Annotated in this window: 15 protein-coding genes; 13 read left to right on the forward strand and 2 right to left on the reverse strand. The window is 41.1% G+C overall.

Annotation, left to right across the window (positions count from 1 at the left end):
- Positions 1-42 precede the first annotated feature (42 nt).
- On the reverse strand, positions 43-507 hold the full coding sequence (locus KXQ82_RS00680; RefSeq protein WP_219485908.1) for a hypothetical protein: 465 nt from the start codon (positions 505-507) through the stop codon (positions 43-45).
- 114 nt (positions 508-621) lie between these two features.
- Here KXQ82_RS00680 and KXQ82_RS00685 point away from each other — a divergent pair, with 114 nt between their 5' ends.
- The 5 genes from KXQ82_RS00685 to htpG all read left to right on the forward strand — a co-directional run bounded on the left by KXQ82_RS00685 (position 622) and on the right by htpG (position 4,911).
- Positions 622-1,338 (forward strand): phytanoyl-CoA dioxygenase family protein, encoded by a 717-nt coding sequence (locus tag KXQ82_RS00685; RefSeq protein WP_219485909.1) that lies wholly within the window; start codon positions 622-624, stop codon positions 1,336-1,338.
- A gap of 6 nt (positions 1,339-1,344) precedes the next feature.
- Entirely contained in the window at positions 1,345-1,872 is a 528-nt protein-coding gene (locus KXQ82_RS00690; RefSeq protein WP_219485910.1) for an NADPH-dependent FMN reductase, read from the forward strand.
- Between the two features lie 63 nt (positions 1,873-1,935).
- Entirely contained in the window at positions 1,936-2,739 is an 804-nt protein-coding gene (locus tag KXQ82_RS00695; protein ID WP_219485911.1) for a hypothetical protein, read from the forward strand.
- A complete protein-coding gene (locus KXQ82_RS00700; protein WP_219485912.1) occupies positions 2,717-2,935 on the forward strand; it encodes a VF530 family protein in 219 nt (72 codons plus the stop codon). The genes KXQ82_RS00695 and KXQ82_RS00700 overlap by 23 nt, the downstream gene beginning before the upstream one ends.
- Before the next feature lie 92 nt (positions 2,936-3,027).
- Positions 3,028-4,911, forward strand: coding sequence for a molecular chaperone HtpG (htpG, locus tag KXQ82_RS00705; RefSeq protein WP_219485919.1), 1,884 nt, complete (start codon positions 3,028-3,030; stop codon positions 4,909-4,911).
- Positions 4,912-4,984: 73 nt separating this feature from the next.
- Here htpG and hisS read toward each other — a convergent pair whose 3' ends face one another.
- Complete coding sequence (gene hisS, locus KXQ82_RS00710; RefSeq protein WP_219485920.1) at positions 4,985-6,457, reverse strand: histidine--tRNA ligase; 1,473 nt, start codon at positions 6,455-6,457, stop codon at positions 4,985-4,987.
- A gap of 61 nt (positions 6,458-6,518) precedes the next feature.
- On the opposite strand from hisS, the gene KXQ82_RS00715 reads away from it, so the two are divergent.
- The 8 genes from KXQ82_RS00715 to KXQ82_RS00750 all read left to right on the forward strand — a co-directional run bounded on the left by KXQ82_RS00715 (position 6,519) and on the right by KXQ82_RS00750 (position 17,934).
- Positions 6,519-7,034, forward strand: a complete 516-nt coding sequence (locus KXQ82_RS00715; RefSeq protein WP_219485922.1) for a GNAT family N-acetyltransferase — start codon at positions 6,519-6,521, stop codon at positions 7,032-7,034.
- 107 nt (positions 7,035-7,141) lie between these two features.
- Entirely contained in the window at positions 7,142-7,909 is a 768-nt protein-coding gene (locus KXQ82_RS00720) for an enoyl-CoA hydratase/isomerase family protein (protein WP_219485924.1), read from the forward strand.
- Positions 7,906-8,772, forward strand: a complete 867-nt coding sequence (locus KXQ82_RS00725) for an SDR family oxidoreductase (protein WP_255563332.1) — start codon at positions 7,906-7,908, stop codon at positions 8,770-8,772. Before KXQ82_RS00720 ends, KXQ82_RS00725 begins: the two co-directional genes overlap by 4 nt.
- A gap of 39 nt (positions 8,773-8,811) precedes the next feature.
- Entirely contained in the window at positions 8,812-9,093 is a 282-nt protein-coding gene (locus tag KXQ82_RS00730; protein ID WP_219485926.1) for an ATP-dependent Clp protease adaptor ClpS, read from the forward strand.
- Positions 9,094-9,288: 195 nt separating this feature from the next.
- Positions 9,289-12,108: a TonB-dependent receptor gene (locus KXQ82_RS00735; RefSeq protein WP_219485928.1), complete on the forward strand. Its 2,820-nt coding sequence runs from the start codon at positions 9,289-9,291 to the stop codon at positions 12,106-12,108.
- Between the two features lie 11 nt (positions 12,109-12,119).
- Positions 12,120-13,526: a hypothetical protein gene (locus KXQ82_RS00740; protein ID WP_219485930.1), complete on the forward strand. Its 1,407-nt coding sequence runs from the start codon at positions 12,120-12,122 to the stop codon at positions 13,524-13,526.
- 67 nt (positions 13,527-13,593) lie between these two features.
- A complete protein-coding gene (locus KXQ82_RS00745) occupies positions 13,594-14,925 on the forward strand; it encodes a histidine-type phosphatase (RefSeq protein ID WP_219485932.1) in 1,332 nt (443 codons plus the stop codon).
- Positions 14,926-15,120: 195 nt separating this feature from the next.
- A complete protein-coding gene (locus tag KXQ82_RS00750; protein ID WP_219485934.1) occupies positions 15,121-17,934 on the forward strand; it encodes a TonB-dependent receptor in 2,814 nt (937 codons plus the stop codon).
- Positions 17,935-17,937: the final 3 nt, after the last annotated feature.

Genomic DNA, 17,937 nt, shown 5'->3' on the forward strand with positions numbered 1-17,937 from the left:
AATTTTTAACATCCCATTTGCAACAATAGCAGTAAAAAATAGCTATTGGTGTATAAAACCATAACGTGTAATGGTTCTAACAGTTTTAGATGTATATACCGGGCTAATGCTGCCCGTTTGTAATACCAACGAATACTGACCTAAATTAATGATCTGCGAATTTTTAAACAACGTATCGGTGCCAATTATAATTGGCGATTGCAAGGTGATGTTATCCTGCGTAATGTTCCATTGCCCGGTAGCTGTGCCGCTGTTACATTTATAATTTTGGTACAAAGCCGAGTTATCGGGCTTAAAAGTCAGTTTTTGGGTACATGCCAAGGTGATGGTATCTGTCTTTTTTAACGTGTCGCCAACAAAATGAAATACCTGTTGCGAGGCAAGGTTCCAGGTACCGTTAGTTAAAAAATAAGAAAGCTGGTCGTTGTTATCTTTTTTGCACGAGTTGCTTAGCATCGCAACGCCACCTATCACAACAAACAGCAACAAATAAAATTTATATTTCATACCGATAAACACATGCAAAAATAACGAAAAATGCGGGTAATATTGCGTAGTGTTTTAGACGGTAGCTTAAACAGCCTAATATCTGTTTATTAGTTTACACGATATTCTATCAAAATGGTATTTCAGACATCAGTAACTGACTTTGATTTAAACGGCTTTACAATAATAAACGGTATTTATTGCGATGCCGAAATTGAAAATATCAATAGCATAATTAATAACGCGCCAACTAACAAAGATACTTTTCGCAAAACCCAAGACCTGTTTGCTATAAGGCAATTTATAAAGGAAGTGCCACAAGTTGCTGAGGTTGTTTTTAATGATAAATTGAAACAATTGATAGCCGGGCTTTTTGGCAAGGGATATTTTGTTAGCAAGTCTATCTACTTTGATAAGCCAGCACAATCAAACTGGTTTGTTGCTTACCATCAGGACTTGACCATCTCCGTTGATAATAAAATTGAATTGAGTGGTTTCGGCCCATGGACAGTTAAGCAGAACCAATTTGCTGTGCAACCGCCTATCAAAATTTTACAGGATAATTTTACCATCAGGATACACCTTGACGAAGCTAATGAAGACAATGGCGCACTTAGAGTAATACCCGGTTCAAATTTGAAGGGTGTTTACCGTGCAGAAACTATTAATTGGAATACCGAAACGGAAACTACTTGTTGTGTAAAAAAAGGGGGTGTTATGCTAATGCGCCCATTATTGTTACATGCATCGGGTAAAACAGTAAACAATAAGCCGAGGCGTGTTATTCATATTGAGTTCAGTAAAGCAGAGTTGCCAGATGGTATAGCATGGTCTGAAAAATTCGAATATTAATTTATCATGAAAACCATCAATATTCTCGCCATATCGGGCAGCCTGCGCCCTAACTCATCAAACAATGCTATAATCAATGTTATGGCAGGCATGGCCCCTGGTAATGTAATTATCACAACTTACCAAAGCCTGGCAACGCTGCCGCATTTTAATCCCGACCTGGATAATGATATGCCACCAACATCAGTAACAGCATTTCGTACCCAACTAAAAAATGCCGATGCTGTTTTGATATGCACACCCGAATATGCTTTTGGTGTGCCCGGCAGTTTAAAAAACGCGTTGGATTGGACGGTATCATCATCAGATTTTGTAGATAAGCCGGTGGCGCTCATAACTGCATCAAGCCAAGGTGGGCACGCGCATACTTCTTTGCTATTAACCCTTGGTGCTATATCCGCAAAGATTGATGACAATGCTAAACTACTGATATCATTCATCCGCAGTAAAGTAAATAGCGCCGGGCAAATTACTGATCCCGAACTTTTGAAAGAACTGCAAAAGGTGCTGGCAGCACTCATAAGTTCTGTTTGATAAAACATCACGATATAGTACATAATTATTACCTTAGCTATGTCTAAACAGATAATTTAAAAGATGCTGGTAAAAAAGGTGCTTGTTTATTTAATAGTGATCAGCGCGGCTGTGCTGGTGTATTCGTTAGGTATGCCAACCTATACCAACGATACCTACAAACAAGCGCTTGATGACCGTGGTATGAAAGCCATGACCAATCATACATTTAAAGATTTCGAGCCATATTACTACAAAAAACTGGACGACCTGAGAACAAACAGGCCCCAGCTAATGGACATATCTTTTGGTTTACTTATTGCATCAGTTACTATTTATTGCTTTACCTTAAGCACTAAGATCAGGAAGTACCATAACTTTAAAGCTGTTAAAACATTTGACAAAGGCAGCCTTATCTTCGTATCAAACATAGTATGGCTGTTGCTTATCCCGGGTGTATATTGGCATTACCTGTTCAGGAGCGGGCGGGGAGATTATCCCTGGTTTGTTGATGATATCTCTATCCCCTTAGGCAGCAAAATCCCTTTAATAGCGATTGGCTGGGTACTGCTCAATGTTTTTGTGATCTTTTTCGCAAGCAAAGGCAAGTTTAAAGCGCATCTATTCTCGGTACAGCCTCCCGGCTATAGTAAAGGTTTATTATGGGATGTTTTTTGGGGCACCCTTATTTTTATCAATACCCTTATTTTAGTTTTTTTTATTGCCGATGGCGATCATATTTCTATCGTAGTCGATCTGTACCTTACTTATTTACTCCTCAGCCTAAGAGCCGGTATCATTCATGCGATAAAAGTGAGGTTTGTTAAAGAAGCTGAATTAGCCGCCGAAAACCAGTCAGATAAAAATGCAGGATCAGCAGCCCAATAACCCCCTACATGGCAAAACCCTCGAAGCCATTTTAACGCATTTGGTGGAATTTTATGGCTGGGAGCGTTTGGGCAAACAAATAAAGATCAATTGCTTTATCAGCGATCCAAGCATAAAATCGAGTCTGAAGTTTTTGCGTAAAACCGAATGGGCAAGGAAGAAGGTGGAAGAGTTGTACCTGCAAACCCCGCAGTAATCCCATCTGCCAATTTGACAACTCCGTCCCTTTGGAACGGGGCTTGATAATAGCCTATCAGTAAATCAATTCAAAAAATAACACGAACAGATATGCAAGAAAAAGGAACGATCTCGATACATACCGAGAACATATTCCCCATCATTAAAAAGTTTTTATACTCAGACCATGAGATATTTTTGCGCGAGCTGGTATCTAACGCGGTTGATGCTACACAAAAAATAAAACGCCTTGCTTCGCTTGGTCAATATAACGGTGTTTTAGGCGACTTACAAGTTGAGGTTGCTTTTGATGCGGATGCCAAAACTATTACCATCAGCGATAATGGTTTAGGTATGACGGCTGATGAGATCAAGAAATACATCAATCAGATCGCCTTCTCGGGAGCTACCGAGTTTATGGAGAAATTTAAGGATGCCAAGGATGCGAATGAGATCATAGGCCGTTTTGGCCTTGGTTTTTACTCCGCGTTTATGGTGGCCGACCAAGTTGAAATTCAAACATTATCCTACCAGGAAGGCGCAGAACCAGCCCGCTGGATATGCGATGGCAGCACCGAATTTGAAATCAGCGAAGGTAATCGCACCGAGCGTGGTACAACCATCATCCTGCATGTAAATGCTGATGGCGAAGAGTTTTTAGAGAAACACCGCTTAGAGGAAATACTGAACAAATACGGTAAGTTTTTACCGGTACCTATCAAATTTGGTACCCGTACCGAGCGCGATGAGGATGGTGAAGACGAAGAAGGTAAGCCAAAATATACCGAATTTGAAGTTGATAACATCATCAACAATACCAATCCTATCTGGACAAAAGCACCTGCTGATTTGACAGATGCTGATTACCTCGACTTTTACCGCGAGCTATATCCGATGGCGGAAGACCCGCTGTTCTGGATCCATTTGAATGTGGATTATCCGTTCAACCTGACCGGCGTATTGTACTTCCCGAAAGTGAAGAATGACTTTGAGATCACCAAGAATAAGATCAAATTATACAGTCGCCAGGTGTTTATTACTGATGAGGTGAAAGACATTGTGCCTGAATTTTTGATGCTGTTGCACGGTGTGATCGATTCTCCGGATATTCCGCTGAATGTATCGCGTAGTTTCTTACAAGCTGATGGTAATGTGAAGAAGATCAACAACTACATTACCAAAAAGGTTGCAGATAAATTAGCCGAACTGTTTAAAGCTGATCGCAAAGGTTTCGAGGAAAAATGGAGCGATATTGGCCTGTTCGTTAAATACGGCATGGTAAGCGAAGATAAGTTTTATGATAAAGCGAAAGACTTCGCCCTGATCACCAATACTAAAGATGAGTTTTACACCATCCCGGAATATACTGAGAAGGTAAAGGTAAACCAGACCAACAAAGACGATGCTACCGTATTGATCTACACTAACGACCCTGCAAAACAGGATAGTTTTATACAGAGCGCCAATAAAAAGGATTACGATGTTATGCTGATGAACTCGCCGATAGATAACCACTTTGTGGCTTTATTGGAGCAGAAGCTGGAGAAAACCGTAATTAAGCGTGTGGATGCTGATGTAATTGATAAACTGGTAAACAAAGGCGATGCACCTGCACATGTGCTAACCGAAGAGCAAACCACAAGCGTTAAAGCCATATTTGAGAAAGCGATAAGCAAACCAAATATGAAAGTTGAAGTAGAAAGCCTGAGCCCCGACGAATTACCTGTAACAGTTACCATGGACGAGTTTATGCGCCGCATGAAGGAAATGGCAGCTATGGGTGGTGGCATGAGTTTTTACGGCCAGATGCCCGATAATTACAAGGTATCCATTAACGGTAACCACAAACTGATCAGCCGTATTGTTAACGACGGTAACGCCGAAGAACAAACCGCGCTGGCCCGCCAGGCATTTGACTTAGCGTTACTTTCGCAAGGAATGTTAACCGGTGCTGAGTTAACAGAGTTTGTTAACAGGAGTGTGAGCCTGATATAAAGTATATCATTTCAAACAAAAATAGCGATGGGTTTTAAACTCATCGCTATTTTTTTTATGTTATAGTTTTTAACTATCCAACAAGCATAGCCACTATCATTTCTGTCGATAGTTTTTCCTGTTCGCCGGTTTGCATGTTTTTTAGGGTAAGCAAGCCGCTTTCAATTTCGTCGCTGCCTATTACTACTACGTAAGGTATTTGCTTGTTGTTGGCATAATCCAGCTGCTTTTTCATTTTAGCGCCTGCCGGGTAAAGTTCGGCACTGATATCGCGGCTACGTAGTTCCTGTAAAAATGGGAGGGCATAAGTTTCACCGTGCTTATCAAAGCAGCATATTAATACCTGTGTGGTTTGTATGGCCGTTTCCGGGAAAAGTTTAAGCTCTTCCAAAACATCATAGATCCTGTCGGCACCAAAAGAGATACCGCAACCGGTAATGCCTTTTAAACCGAACATACCGGTAAGGTCGTCATAACGGCCACCGCCGCCAATGCTACCCATTGCAGCTTCATTGGTTTTTACCTCGAATATGGCGCCGGTATAGTAATTTAAACCACGGGCTAAAGTAATATCCAGCTCAATGGTAGCCTTGGTGTCGCGCAGATTTTTTAAATAATCAAAAATGGTTTCAATTTCATCACAACCTTTCAAACCTATCTCTGAGTGTTTTAACGCTTTGCGCAGATCGTGCAGTTTTTCTTCGTTACTGCCTTCTAATAAAATTACAGGCATTAATTTCTCAATATCAGCATCGCTGAATCCTTTTTCATTCAATTCTTTTATCACACCATCCAACCCTATCTTATCCAGTTTATCAATAGCAACGGTTAGATCAATGATGTTATCGGATTTATCTATAACTTCTGCAATTCCTGATAGAATTTTTCTATTATTTATTTTTATGGTGAAATCAGTCAGACCTAAATTGCTTAAAGCTTCATCGTATATCAATACAAACTCGGCTTCGTTTAGCAAAGTTTCAGAGCCAACAACATCAGCATCGCATTGGTAAAACTCGCGGTAACGGCCTTTTTGTGGCCTGTCGGCGCGCCAAACAGGCTGTACCTGGAAGCGTTTGAACGGGAATGTGATCTCGTTCTGGTGCATCACCACATAGCGAGCGAATGGAACAGTGAGATCATAGCGGAGGGCTTTTTCCGAAATAAAAGATGTAATGCCATTTGCAAGTAGAACCTTTTGCGCCTGATCTTTATTTTTTAAATATGACAAGATTTTATCTCCGAATTTTTGGCTTTTTGGTATCTCTTGCTCATCTTCTAACTTTGAGATGGCATCTTCAACAGACAAATCGTAGTCACTTAGAAAATCCCCGCTGTTCAAAATCTTAAATATCAGTTTATCGCCTTCATCGCCATACTTACCCATCAGGGTCGATAGGTTTTCCATCGCGGGGGTTTCTATTTGCTGATAGCCATACTTGCGGAAAACCGTTTTAATGGTATCAAAAATATAATTACGCTTCGCCATTTCTGTGGGCGAGAAGTCGCGTGTGCCGCGTGGAGTAGATGGTTTGATGGATGCCATTCGGCAAAGGTACAAAACCATGCCATTTTAAAAACAAAAGCTTATCATGTAAATTTGGTACATGGCTATTATCACGCAAACTCCACGCATCATCATCCGCGAATTTTTACCCGAAGAGCAGGAACTCTTTTTTTACCTGATGAATGATACCCGTATAAATGAATACCTGCCCAAACGTGATGAGCAACAAATACGTGATGTATTTATTGATACCATAGCCGATTACCTGAAAGGCATAAAGCTAACCCGCTGGGGAATGTTTGACAGCCTTACCGGCGATTTTATTGGCCTGGCACTTTTAAAATATGTTGCCGAAGAGCCGCACTGGGCCGAACTGGGTTATGTACTGCACCTTAATTATCATGGCAAAGGTATCGCGACAGAAATGGCAAAAGCTTTACTATCCTACGGATTTGAACAAATGGGTCTTGCCGAAATTTTTGCGGTAACTAATCATGTGAACATCCCATCGCAACAAGTATTGTTAAAAGCCGGATTAAAACAAGGTAAACATATTACCAGGGGAGGCGAGGAGCTGTCATTTTTTAATATAACTAACCAGGACTATAGGAGCTGACCGTAGAATTAGTTACTATGCATGCATTGTAAATTTAAATAATTAACCCGACCTTGGCTTAATAAACCAACTTTAAAAAGCATCCCTTTAAGGGACGGGAGGAGTTAATGAATACTTTACAGGTTACCATAAAAGACAGGCTTGCAGTTATCGCGCTTAACCGGGGCAAATCAAACCCGATGAATGCCGAGATGATAAAGGAGTTGCATACGCTTATCCAAAGCATAGATACTGATGATAATATTGGCGGGCTTATTATCGCCGGAAAGGAAAACTTCTTTTCGGCAGGGCTGGACCTGATAGAGATCTACGATTATAACGAAGAAGAAATAGCTGCTTTTTGGAAAAGCTTTTTGGCCTTGCAGGCTAAAATGGTTTCGTTTAAAAAGCCAATGGTGGCAGCCATAAGCGGGCACAGCCCGGCAGGTGGATGTGTAATTGCTTTATGTTGCGATTACCGGGTGATGGCACAAGGCAAATACATTATTGGTTTGAACGAGATTCCCGTAGGCATCATAGTTCCGGATAGTATTTTTGACCTATATGCTTTTTGGCTGGGTCAACGAAACGCTTACCAATACTTAATAGAAGGTAAACTGCTATCGGTTGATGAGGCTTTACAGGTAGGTTTGATAGACGAGATATCTAATCCCGAAAGCGTCATCAGTACAGCTGAGAAAAAGATACGTACCTACATGCAGTTTAACGCGGCCACATGGAGCCAAAGCAAACTGAACCTGCGTAAGCAGCTGATAGCGAAAGCAAGTGCCGACCAAACCGAAAACCTCAACATGATGCTCAAACAATGGTGGGCTCCCGAAACACGTAAGGTATTGCAAATGATCATTCAAAACTTAAAACAAAAATCAGCATGATACAGGGGATGCTCCGCGACGATGCGCTGAAAGGAAAAACCATTATTGTAACAGGTGGTGGCACGGGCCTGGGTAAAGCCATGAGCACTTACTTTTTAACGCTTGGCGCCAATGTGGTGATCACCAGCCGTAAGCTGGAGGTTTTAACCAAAACTGCCGCCGAAATGGAGTCTGCAACAGGCGGCAAAGTTTTGGCATTGCAATGCGATGTGCGCAATTATGATGAAGTTGAGGCGATGATGAACGCATCCATAGCCCAATTTGGGCAGGTGGATGCATTGCTGAATAACGCTGCCGGTAACTTTATATCGCCAACGGAACGCTTATCTGCAAATGCTTTTTCTACTGTTATTGATATTGTGTTAAAGGGTTCGGTTAATTGCTCGCTGGCCTTAGGTAAATACTGGATCGCTAATAAAATTTCAGGTAATATACTCAACATCGTAACCACCTATGCTTTTACAGGATCAGCATATGTAGTGCCATCAGCCTGCGCAAAAGGTGGCGTACTGGCCATGACACGCTCTTTGGCTGTAGAGTGGGGCAGGCATAATATCCGCACCAATGCCATTGCTCCGGGCCCCTTCCCAACAAAAGGTGCATGGGAAAGATTGCTCCCGGGCGAAATGGCAAGCAAGTTTGATTTCAGGAACCGTGTGCCCCTAAAACGTGTTGGCGAGCACCAGGAACTGGCAAATTTGGCGGCCTTTTTGGTTTCCGATTTTTCGGGATATATCAATGGCGAGGTAATAACCATAGATGGTGGTGAGTGGCTGCAGGGCGCAGGACAGTTCAGTGCGCTGGAAATGGTAACGCCCGAAATGTGGGATGGGATTGAAAAAATGACACGTTCTGCAAAGTAAGTACCTGTTTTTACCTGTTTTTTGGTAAATTTGGAACCTATGTCAACACAGGTAGAAGAAGAGACCCTCACCCTCGAAGAAATTTTGGCCAGCCTGAAGGAAATGCACAGGCTTATTTTGTGGAACGATGATCATAACACGTTCGATCATGTGATATACTGCATGATGAAATACCTGGACTATACTGAATCACAAAGCGAAAAAATTGCCTGGAAAGTGCACAACGATGGTAAATGCGCTGTGTTGGAAGGTTCATTCACCGAAATGGAAATTTATCGCAAAATATTACAACAGGAAGGCTTGACCGTATCGGTTGATTAATTTTTTTGATCTGGCTTAAAATTCAGAATTTCTACAATATCTTGCCTTACACTTGCATTGTATTATTTTTGTTATGACATGCTGTAAAAGGTGTGAATGGGTAACCTATGCATGCATATAACAATATGTTAACCTTGTAATTACACTGCGTTTTTATGACGGGGCTATCTTCGCCAATAATCTTATCACCCGTTCATGAAAAAACTTTTACTCCCGCTATTTCTATTTTTTTGTTCCTTAAATATCGGTTTTGCACAGAGCAATACAACGATAGTAAAAGGTATTGTGCTTGATAAGCATAATGCTGAGCCTTTAATTGGCGCGGTTGTGATCTTAAAAAACAAAGCCGGTTATCAAAAATCTACCGCTACCGGCCTTGATGGTAGTTTTATATTTAAAGGTACTCCCGCCGGTGATTATGAGATTGAAGCCAAATACATTTCATACCAAAGTAAGGATGTTAACTTTCAATTGAAGTCGGGCGCTGTTTTGTCTTTTACTATACAGCTTGAAACTAAACAGAAAGACCTGAAAGAGGTAAGCATTAAAGGAAAAGGAGATAGTGGCAGCGATCAAAGTGCCATAAGAACCGTTCAACGATCAGACCAGATTTTGAATGCCGTTTCAGCAAAAACCATTGAAGTTTCGCCGGATATTACAGTAGCCAACGTTACCCAGCGTGTATCAGGTGTATCGCTTGAGCGGAGCAATAACGGCGAAGGCCAGTATGCTATTATCCGCGGTATGGATAAGCGGTATACTTATACCTTAATAAACGGCTACAAAATACCAAGCCCCGATAACAAGAACCGTTATGTACCACTTGATATTTTCCCTGCCGATATTGTTGACAGGCTTGAAGTATACAAATCATTAACCCCGGCATTGGAAGGCGATGCAATTGCCGGTGGTATCAATCTTGTTTTAAAAGATGCACCCGATAACTTTACTGTAAAACTAAACCTGGGTACCGGCTTTTCGCAAAGTGTGGCTGACCGGGGATTTGTTAAATTTGGTGATAACGATGCTTCGTACCGTTCGCCACGCATTAATAAAGGTGATGACTATATTGCAACCCGTGCTGATTTTTCGAACAACGCGCAACATCTTACCAATTCAAAACTGCCATTAGGCGCTCTTGCCAACTTAAGTATTGGCGGCCGCACTGCCGATAAAAAATTTGGCGCGTTGATCTCTTTAAGCTATCAAAATATATATAAGGATACAAAAAGCCTTTTCTTCTCAACCAGTACAGTTGATAACAGTACCAATCTACCGAACCCCACCAGCATTAGCGATAGATTTTACAGTACCCAGCAAGAACGTACCAGCACTATAGGAAGGTTTGATTATAGATTTAACAACCGTAACAAATTAACGTTCGATGCCGCTTATATCAATCTTACTCAAAACCAATACCGCTTTCAATCAGATACAGGCTTGCAACTGGCACGTACAGCCATTGGTACCGGCACAATTGGCCAGAGGCACAGAACCATTCACAATGTGCAGCAGATCGGTAATTTTTCGTTACGCGGCGACCACCGCTTAAGTGATAAATTAACGTTCAACTGGTCGGGTATTTATTCCAAGGCCGTAGCTAACGAAAACAGGTATACATTAAACCTGTCTACTTCAAATGCATTGGTATCTGGCAGTATTGTTCAGCAACCATTAAAAGTTGATGGCAGCTCCACTAACGGATTTGTACAAACGTTTGCTTACAACGCCGATCAGGATAGAAGCGGTTATGTGAACCTTATTTATACACCAAAGCTATTCAACACCAGTGTTGAATTTAGTGCAGGGGGCATGTATCGTAACAAAACCCGCAGCAGCACTTATGATAATTACATTTTAACCACCCCTGCCACGGCCCCTGCCCAGCTATACGATGGTAATATAGATAACAATACTTTCGAACTGGCCACTAACAGGCAAGGTACCCCCGGCGATGCACTTAACTACACCTTTACCGAAAATGTAGCCGCGGCATACGGTCAGTTTAAGTTTACTATTGGTAAGCTGCAAACCTTAGGAGGCGTGCGTTATGAGCATACCGGTCAAAGCTGGGTTGATGCAGTTCCGGTTACCGCTAACGGTAAAACAGGATCTATAAAATATTACGACCTGTTACCGAGCCTGAGCTTTAAGTACATGCTTTCGGATAAAGAGAACTTACGCGCATCTTACTACTCTGCAATAAGCCGCCCTAACTTTTACGAAATTATACCACATACCAGTGGCGATCCGGAGTCTGATTACCAGGAAGTAGGTAACACCGGTTTAAAACATGCCACAGCAGATAATTATGATCTGCGTTATGAGTTTTTTCCTAAAGCACTCGATCAGCTTTTGGTAGGCGTTTTTTACAAAAAGATAGTTAATCCTATCGAATACGCACTTGGAAGTTCAAGCTCAAACAAAGAACTCGTATTACAGGCAGGCAACTTTGGTACAGCCCACAATTACGGTTTTGAACTGGATGTTACCAAGTACATCAGTCATTTTGGATTGCGTGCTAACTACTCATTCACACAATCAGAAATAACAACATCTAAACAGCAGGCTTATAAAGATGGCGCAGGTAATTTAGTTCAGCGCACGGTTGATCAAACCCGCCCGTTACAGGGCCAGTCTAAAAATATAGGCAACCTGTCGTTATTATATAAGGATTCAAAGATCGGTTTAGACGCACAAATATCTGCGGTTTACACCGGCGAGCGTATCAACAGCATATCCAAATACCTGGATAATGATGTTTGGCAAAAGGGTTTTGTAAGTTTGGATGTATCTGCCGAGAAGAAAGTGTTTAAGCAATTATTTGTGTATGCCAAGGCAACTAACCTGTTAAATACACCATATGAGTTATTTATAAAATTGCCATACCCACCATTGGCTCCCTTTGGATATGCAGGGCAACCTATAGAGCATCAGCAGGCAGGCGAAAATACCTTTGTGCGTAAAGACAGCTATCAGCAATACTACATACTGGGCCTCCACTATAAATTTTAATTACAGCAGCAATGAAAAAGATATTTAGCCAATTAATGATGATATTAGGATTGGGCCTTGTTTTAAGCTCATGCCATCAAAAAGAAATAGTAGATGTTGCCGAGGCCCTGGTGGTTACGGCAAATCCGATCACAACAGATACATTAAAAGGAACAATAAAAGGTACCCTTTTGCACAACAAAACCTATTATTTTAAAAGTGATATTACCATAAATGATGGCGATACCCTGCTATTACAAAGTGGCGTACATTTAATTGCGATATGCGACGGATTAACGGCAGCAACTGCACCCGAAATTTTTAACCACGGTACGTTTATAAGTTTGGGTACTAAAGACGAGCCTAATTATATTACCCCTCAAAACGCTGCCGACCTGCATGCACAAGCTGCTGCACAGAATTATACTAAAGTATTTTTTGGATGGTGGGGTGGTATTACCTCTACACCTGCTGCTGTTACGGCCGCAGTACCAAACCCAAAAGGCGGCGATTGCATTATAAAATGGACGCACATTGAATTTGGCGGCGGCCCTGCAGGGCCTAATGATAATGCTGCTATTTACCCATCCGGAACGGCAAGGTTTAATATGTACTTTGGCAATGTTACCAAAAACCTCATTATTGAAGATTCGTGGTTGTTTGGTGCTAAGGATGATAACATACAGGTTGGTGGGGGCCACATCAGCCTGATGCGTAATACATTTGAATTGTGCGGCGCTACCGGCGGTGAGTTTTTTAATATTAAGACGGGAACTTTAGGCGATATTGCTTACAATGTTTTTATTGGCTCAGCAACTAATTCTACTAAGATTTCAGATTCGGGTACATCTGGTATACAATGTACCGCAACAGTGTATAACAATACCATTATTGATGGCGGTTTCAGGCAAACTAAAACCGGCCGCGGCGGCTCTATCGATTTTGAAAAGGGCGCCAGGGGGCGTGCTTACAATAACCTGATCGTAAATTGCCGTTTTGGTTTGCGTATCACTCCCGATGCAGATGTGAATAATGTACTATACGGTAACAACTATTTTTATGGTTACTCATCAGCTATAGTTGGCCAGTTTTATACTACAGATAGCGCGCCGGCAGTTCTTGCTGCCAAAGCACCAACCGATATCACATCAACTACGCCACAAGCTAATAACCCCAAATTTTATGGCTTTGATGTAAACCAATATGATTTTACTGCTAATCCGGGACCCATTGCCGCAAGTTCTCAGCCATTTATTACGGTAGCTGTAGGTAGCTCAAATCTAAAATTATTGACAGAATCACTGGGCCTGGGCAAGGGTAAAACCGATTTTACCCCGCAAAACAACGTAGCCGCAACCGGCACTTTCGGTGCAAATATTACGTTGCCGGGTAAAGATATTGGTGCTTACCAAAGTGATGGTACCGGCAACTTACATTAATATTGACAAATATTTATTACAGATCGGAAGTTAACAGCTCCCGGTCTTTTTATTTTAAACTTGAAGTATGAACAGGATAGCCCCTTTTGTTTTATTTATCATTTCGGTATGCAGCTTATCTGTACAGGCGCAAACCTGTGCCGATAAATACTGGGGTACAAAAACCGTTTATCAGCCACAGCAAACAAAGTATACCGCAATCCCGAAAGGTTATCACCCTGTTTATATTAACTATGTTGGCAGGCATGGCTCGCGCCATTTAACTAAGGATGTGGCCGGTACACTGGCTTATACCTTGTTGCAAAAAGCAGATAGCGCCAAGGCTTTAACGCCCGAAGGTTATAAACTAAAGGCCATGGTTGACTTACTTCAAAAAATAGAAAAGCCATTATTAAAATCGATATCACTACGTGGTGCCGAAGAGCTCCAATCCATTGGAGAAAGAATGCGGTTACGCAACACAGGTATTTTTAAACCCGGGTATAAGGTAAGCGTTACTATTACAAAAGAAGAACGCACCAAACAAAGTGCCGAAGCTTTTTTAAAAGGTTTGCAATATCCCCCGGATGGAAATGATGCCAGGATAGATAATGATATGCTCCGGTTTTTTTCGATAGCGCCGGCGTACCTTGACTTTGAAAAAAATGGTGATTGGAAGGTTCAGATGGAAAAGCTAACTAAGGTAAATAAACCAAATGATTTTGATTCAAAGATCATTAACAGGTTTTTCACAAAAGCTTTCTCATCGCAACTTAATTCCAACACGCAATATGAGTTTACAGATGATATTTTCGGCTTTAGTAGTATTACAAACTCTATTCAAAAAGAGATCAGTAACGCAGGTTATACATCCTCTCAGTTGGATTTTAGATCTTTGATTACATGCGATGAATTGCGCGTGCTCGACCTGCTTGCTTCTGCCGATGACTTTTTGAAAAAAGGGTCCGCACTTAATGCTGATGGCATTCAAGTGCGTGATGCCGTGCCACTTTTGGTTAGTTTTATAAATACTACCGATGCATATATTCAAAAGCAAAACCTTGTAGCCGATCTGCGTTTTGCACATGCGGAAACCATTGCACCTTTTGCAGCTTTGCTTGGCTTAAGTGGTGCAAGTAAACCCACTACCAATATTTTGCAGTATGAAAAAGTTTGGCAGGCATCAAAAGTAATACCACTGAGCTCGAATATTCAATGGGTATTGTTTAAGGATAGCAAGCAAAACTATCTTATTAAATTTTTTCTGAACGAAAAAGAAGTAAGCATTGGTGGTCTCAGTACCCCAATTTTTCCTTATTATAAATGGAATGCCGTGCGTGCCCACTATCTGAATAAACTCAAAAAATTGCATGTGGAACTTACTGGGAATATGCATGAGTACTTACTTAATCTCAGGTGATAATGATATTGAATGTCTTTAAAAATAAAGCATTATTACGTTAATAAATTATTAGGCCATTATTAACACCTGCCTAATATTTCAGGCTATGTTAAGTTAATATTATTTATAGATTATCTGTTCTGTGGGTAGGTTATAAATTCAGAATTACTACAGCTTTCGGGAGCTTTCTTTGCCGAAATTTAACTCCCGTTTATGCAATACAACTACTTTCTTTACAGGCTATTACTGCTATTTTTACTTGGTTCCGTCATCCCCCTATCCTCATTTGCGCAAGGTATAATCAGAGGTAAGGTTATTGATGCTGCCACCAAAGAACCCATGGTTGGCGCAACCGTACAATTAAAAGGAATTGGCAAAAGTCGGTTCGTTCAACTTGATGGTTACTATACAATTAAAGATGTTAAACCTGGCAGCTATGTGTTGGAGTTTAGCTTTGTTAGCTATGTTACCAAACAGCTTAATATAACAGTAGCTGGCGGCAAAGTTACTGTTATGAATGCCGAAATGGTATCAAACACCCACGAACTTAGTTCGGTTAATATTACCGATAACGATAACTCGAACGACAAACGCGCCCGTACGCTCGAAAAAAGTGCTAATCAATTGGTTAACATCGTTTCAGCAAGGAATATCGAATTATCGCCGGATGTAACTGTTGCTAACGTAATGCAAAGGGTATCAGGTGTTACTATCGAAAGAAGTAACTCCGGCGAAGGCCGTTACCCTATTATCCGTGGTATGGAGAAAAGGTATATTAATACCTTAATTAATGGTATAAAAATACCAAGCCCTGATAATAAAAACAGGTTTATTCCTTTGGATCTTTTCCCATCAGAGTTATTGGAGCGCTTAGAAGTAAATAAAACACTGCTACCATCAATGGAAGGCGATGCTATTGGCGGTACGATCAATTTAGTGATGAAAGAAGCCCCGGCAAAACCCTTGTTCCAGGTTAATTTTGCTATGGGTTACAATACTGTATTAAACGGTCGGGATTTTTTAGAGTTCGACAGGTCTGCCATTAACAAACAGTCGCCATCAGAAGCTAAAGGAAGTAGCTATCATGCAACCGCATCCGATTTCCCGGTTAACAACCTTATTTTCACTCCTGTAAAAAATCCGATCAATACCAATTTAGGCATCACATTTGGTGACAGGATAGGCGCTTCCAAAAAATTGGGGTACATATTATCGGCCAGTTATCAAAATAATTATACAGGTAATAATTCTACTTTTTACCTGCCAAATGCTTCGCCGGCAATTAATAACACACCACAATTTATTGAGTTGCAAAACCGCAGCTACTCGCAGCAAAGCAGGCGCTTAGGTTTAAATGCCAAGCTTGATTATAAGTTTAATAAGGATAACAAAATTTCGTTAGTAAATGTACTTGTACGTACGGATGATTACCAAAGCCGCATTATAAGCGATACCATTGCGTTAAACTCGTTAGTTGATGCGCAAAGCCGCAGCAGGTGGCAATATCAATCCATATACAATGCTACATTACAGGGTGTGCACCAACTTGATGACCATTTAAAAGCAGATTGGTCATTGGCATATTCGCAGGCTAACAGCCACACTCCCGATCAGGCAGATTTTACCCACGAATATCCTATCGTACCCAATCCCAATATCCCCGATATTGTTCAAGGTATGACAAGGATATGGACACACAACGGTGACCAGGATTACTCGGCTTATGCTAACCTTACCGAAAGTTTCAACCTTTTAAAACGGAAATTTGAAATAAAGGCAGGTGGTGTTATCAGGAAAAAAACAAGAGATAATTATTACAACTCTTATAGCCTGAGCCCTGTTTTAGGTGCTACAACATCGCAAGTTTATACAGGAATAGCCAACGCGCAATATGGATTTAAAGGTGCAGATGCTTCTTTGTTTGCGCCGGATGGGAATGATTACACATTTAACGAAACGATAGCGGCAGGATACTTGCAAGGCAAGTGGCAGTTAACCGATAAGTTAGAAGCCATTGGTGGCGTAAGGGTTGAAAACACCGATCAAACTTATAACTCACAATTAAGCGCATCAAGTTATGGCAGGGATGGTAAAATTACCTACCGCGACTTTTTGCCAAGCGGTTTATTAAAATATAATTTGACCGCAAACCAAAGTTTAAGATTATCATATTACAGGGCACTGGCCCGCCCCGGCTTTGCCGAAATGATACCCGATGGCCAGCAGGGCGATTATTTTAAAGAACTTGGTAATCCGAGTGGCTTAAACCATACTACTGCAGATAATATAGATCTGCGTTATGAACTTTTCCCTAAGGATGCGGATGAATTGTTGATAGGTGTTTTTTATAAAAAGATACAAGACCCTATAGAGTACTCTGCTGTTAAAACCGGATATGTGTTAAATGAGCAATTGGGTACTACTGTTCAATCTGGTGCTACAACATTAACGCTGATTCCTCAAAATTTTGGTACAGCAACCAATTACGGTTTCGAAGCGGTTTACACCAAGTATTTTGGCCCTATTGGAATTATTGCTAACTATACCTACACTAAATCATCCATAACAACACCTAAGCTTTATTCTTATTCTGCACCGGGTGTTGGTACAACATCGCGTTTTCAGGATGAAACAAGGCCGCTGCAAGGTCAGTCTGATCACGTAGGTAACATAGCCCTGGTTTACAAAAATCCTAAAATGGGTTTAGATGCTCAGGTTGCCTTTGTTTACACAGGCTCAAGGATATCGATTGTTAGCCCTTATTATGGTTTAGATTACTGGCAAGAGCCTACCAAGCAGCTTGATTTTTCCATCGAGAAAAAATTCATGAAAAAGTTTTCGGTTTACGGTAAGATCAATAACATTACCAACTCTCCGTTTATTTTGGATATCAGACAATCGTATACCGCTTACGCGGCAGCCGGTAACCGTAAACTTGCCCTGCAAACCGATCCCGACAATAAATTTATTGTACAAAAGGATTATTTCAAACCAAATTATTTATTCGGCATCCGCTATAAACTTTAATCA

Source organism: Mucilaginibacter rivuli (assembly GCF_019391655.1).
GTDB classification, from domain to species: domain Bacteria; phylum Bacteroidota; class Bacteroidia; order Sphingobacteriales; family Sphingobacteriaceae; genus Mucilaginibacter; species Mucilaginibacter rivuli.

What these genes read in the sequence shown, in the direction of transcription:
- KXQ82_RS00695 (WP_219485911.1), top strand. Translation starts at nt 1,936, where the DNA reads ATGCTGGTAAAAAAGGTGCTTGTTTATTTAATAGTGATCAGCGCGGCT.
- KXQ82_RS00745 (WP_219485932.1), top strand. Translation starts at nt 13,594, where the DNA reads ATGAACAGGATAGCCCCTTTTGTTTTATTTATCATTTCGGTATGCAGC.
- KXQ82_RS00680 (WP_219485908.1), bottom strand. Translation starts at nt 507, where the DNA reads ATGAAATATAAATTTTATTTGTTGCTGTTTGTTGTGATAGGTGGCGTT.
- KXQ82_RS00735 (WP_219485928.1), top strand. Translation starts at nt 9,289, where the DNA reads ATGAAAAAACTTTTACTCCCGCTATTTCTATTTTTTTGTTCCTTAAAT.
- KXQ82_RS00700 (WP_219485912.1), top strand. Translation starts at nt 2,717, where the DNA reads ATGCAGGATCAGCAGCCCAATAACCCCCTACATGGCAAAACCCTCGAA.
- KXQ82_RS00725 (WP_255563332.1), top strand. Translation starts at nt 7,906, where the DNA reads ATGATACAGGGGATGCTCCGCGACGATGCGCTGAAAGGAAAAACCATT.
- KXQ82_RS00715 (WP_219485922.1), top strand. Translation starts at nt 6,519, where the DNA reads ATGGCTATTATCACGCAAACTCCACGCATCATCATCCGCGAATTTTTA.
- hisS (WP_219485920.1), bottom strand. Translation starts at nt 6,457, where the DNA reads ATGGCATCCATCAAACCATCTACTCCACGCGGCACACGCGACTTCTCG.
- KXQ82_RS00740 (WP_219485930.1), top strand. Translation starts at nt 12,120, where the DNA reads ATGAAAAAGATATTTAGCCAATTAATGATGATATTAGGATTGGGCCTT.
- KXQ82_RS00730 (WP_219485926.1), top strand. Translation starts at nt 8,812, where the DNA reads ATGTCAACACAGGTAGAAGAAGAGACCCTCACCCTCGAAGAAATTTTG.
- KXQ82_RS00750 (WP_219485934.1), top strand. Translation starts at nt 15,121, where the DNA reads ATGCAATACAACTACTTTCTTTACAGGCTATTACTGCTATTTTTACTT.
- KXQ82_RS00690 (WP_219485910.1), top strand. Translation starts at nt 1,345, where the DNA reads ATGAAAACCATCAATATTCTCGCCATATCGGGCAGCCTGCGCCCTAAC.
- htpG (WP_219485919.1), top strand. Translation starts at nt 3,028, where the DNA reads ATGCAAGAAAAAGGAACGATCTCGATACATACCGAGAACATATTCCCC.
- KXQ82_RS00720 (WP_219485924.1), top strand. Translation starts at nt 7,142, where the DNA reads ATGAATACTTTACAGGTTACCATAAAAGACAGGCTTGCAGTTATCGCG.
- KXQ82_RS00685 (WP_219485909.1), top strand. Translation starts at nt 622, where the DNA reads ATGGTATTTCAGACATCAGTAACTGACTTTGATTTAAACGGCTTTACA.